Raw genomic sequence first — 1831 nt, 5'->3', positions numbered from 1 at the left:
GTGTGCCGAGTCCGACAGGCGGAACACCCGCACCACCTCGGCCAGGCGGCTGGCCTGGTCTTTCAGGCTCTCGGCGGCCGCGGCGCTCTCTTCGACCAGCGCGGCGTTCTGCTGCGTCATCTGATCGAGCTGGCTCACGGCGGCATTGACCTGGCCGATGCCTTGTGACTGCTCCTGAGCGGCGGTCGTGATGTCGCTGATGAACACCGAGACCTTCTCCGCGTTGGCCACGATCTCGCCGATGGTGCTGCCGGCCTGGGCCACCAGCTTGGATCCGGTGTCGACCTTGCTCACGCTGGCTTCGATCAGCACCTTGATCTCCTTGGCGGCCTGCGCGCTGCGCTGGGCCAGGCTGCGCACTTCGGCGGCCACCACGGCAAAGCCGCGGCCCTGTTCGCCGGCCCGCGCCGCTTCCACGGCGGCGTTGAGCGCGAGGATGTTGGTCTGGAAGGCGATGCCGTCGATGACACCGATGATGTCGCCGATCTTCTGGCTGCTCTGGTTGATCTCGTTCATGGTCGTGACCACCTGACTGACCACCTGACCACCGCGCACCGCCACCTCGGCATTGGCCACGGCCATCTGCGTGGCCTGGCGCGCCGAGTCGGCACTCTGGCGCACCGTGCTGTTGATCTGGTCGATGCTGGCAGCCGTCTGCTGCAGGTTGCTGGCCGCCTGCTCGGTGCGTGCGCTGAGGTCTTGGTTGCCGCTGGCAATCTGCTCGCTGGCGGTGCCGATGCTGTCGGTGCTGTTGCGCACCTCACCCACGATGCGCGAGAGCGAATCCTGCATGCCGCCCAGAGCTCGCATGAGGGCGGCCAGTTCGTCCTTGCCGGTGACGCGCACCGATTGCGTCAGGTCTCCGCTGGCGATGGCGGCGGCCAGGCGCTGGGCTTCGTCCAGCGGTTGGCAGATGCTTTGCATGTTGGACAGCGTGGTGGGGACCACGATCAGTGCCGCCAGCGCCACCGCCACGCCGAAGATGAGCAGGGTCTGGGCGTTGATGTCTTTCTCGTCCCGCTGCAGCGTGGTGGCCTCCACCTTGAGCACTTCTTCAACGCGCTTGAGGTTGACCAGAATGCCGGTGTACTGCTCGTGTGCGCGCGCCAGCATGCGATTGGCCACGGTGGCTGTGTCGTAGCCGTTGTCGGCCAGTTGGCGGATCACCGGCTCCGCCGCTTTGACGTACGCCGCGAGCTGCTCCTTCATCTCGCGCACGATGGCGGCATCGCCACCCTCATCGCCCACCAGCATGTGGTCCATCTGCTGCAGGGCGGCGTCGCGCGCGCCTTCCCATTGGGCCTTGGCCTTGAGCACGGCCTCGGGCTTTTCGTAGCCGATGATCATGTCTTTCTCGTAGCGACCCATGTCGCCCAGCGCCACCTGAAGGCGGGACAAGGTGAGCGTCTTCTCGAAGGCGTGATCCACAAACTCCACGCTGAGGTCGTGCAATCGGCTCATGCCCCACAGGCCCGCGCCGCCGATCATGGTCAGCAGGACCAGAACGACGCCGATGGCGCCCATCATTCGGGTTCGGATGGAGAACTGGCGCATCATGGTTTGCATGGTCGGAAGTCTTCTTTGAGTTGAAAAGGAATTCGATGGCGCGGATCGGCAACAGACCGGTCACGCACCGCTTGTGCGGAAGATCCTGATGACCTCGGTGAGGCGGCTGGCCTGGTCTTTCAGGCTTTCGGCGGCCGCGGCACTCTCTTCGACCAGCGCGGCGTTCTGCTGCGTCATCTGGTCGAGCTGCGTCACCGCCACGTTGACCTGGCCAATGCCGTCGCTCTGCTCGCCCGCCGCCGCCGTGATCTCGCCAATGATGTCG

1 protein-coding gene and 1 pseudogene are annotated in these 1831 nt (G+C 65.5%); both read right to left on the bottom strand.

All coding sequences use genetic code 11. The features are described 5' to 3' along the window. The coding region (locus V6M63_RS10065) for a methyl-accepting chemotaxis protein (RefSeq protein ID WP_332741446.1) at nt 1–1566 on the bottom strand (1566 nt) is incomplete at its 3' end. A 60-nt stretch (nt 1567–1626) separates the two neighbouring features. Next, nucleotides 1627–1831, bottom strand: a pseudogene (locus tag V6M63_RS10060) (methyl-accepting chemotaxis protein); the annotation flags it as partial.

This window comes from Hydrogenophaga sp. (genome assembly GCF_036675665.1).
Lineage (GTDB): Bacteria > Pseudomonadota > Gammaproteobacteria > Burkholderiales > Burkholderiaceae_C > Hydrogenophaga.
This window is presented reverse-complemented; position numbering and strand designations above follow the sequence as displayed.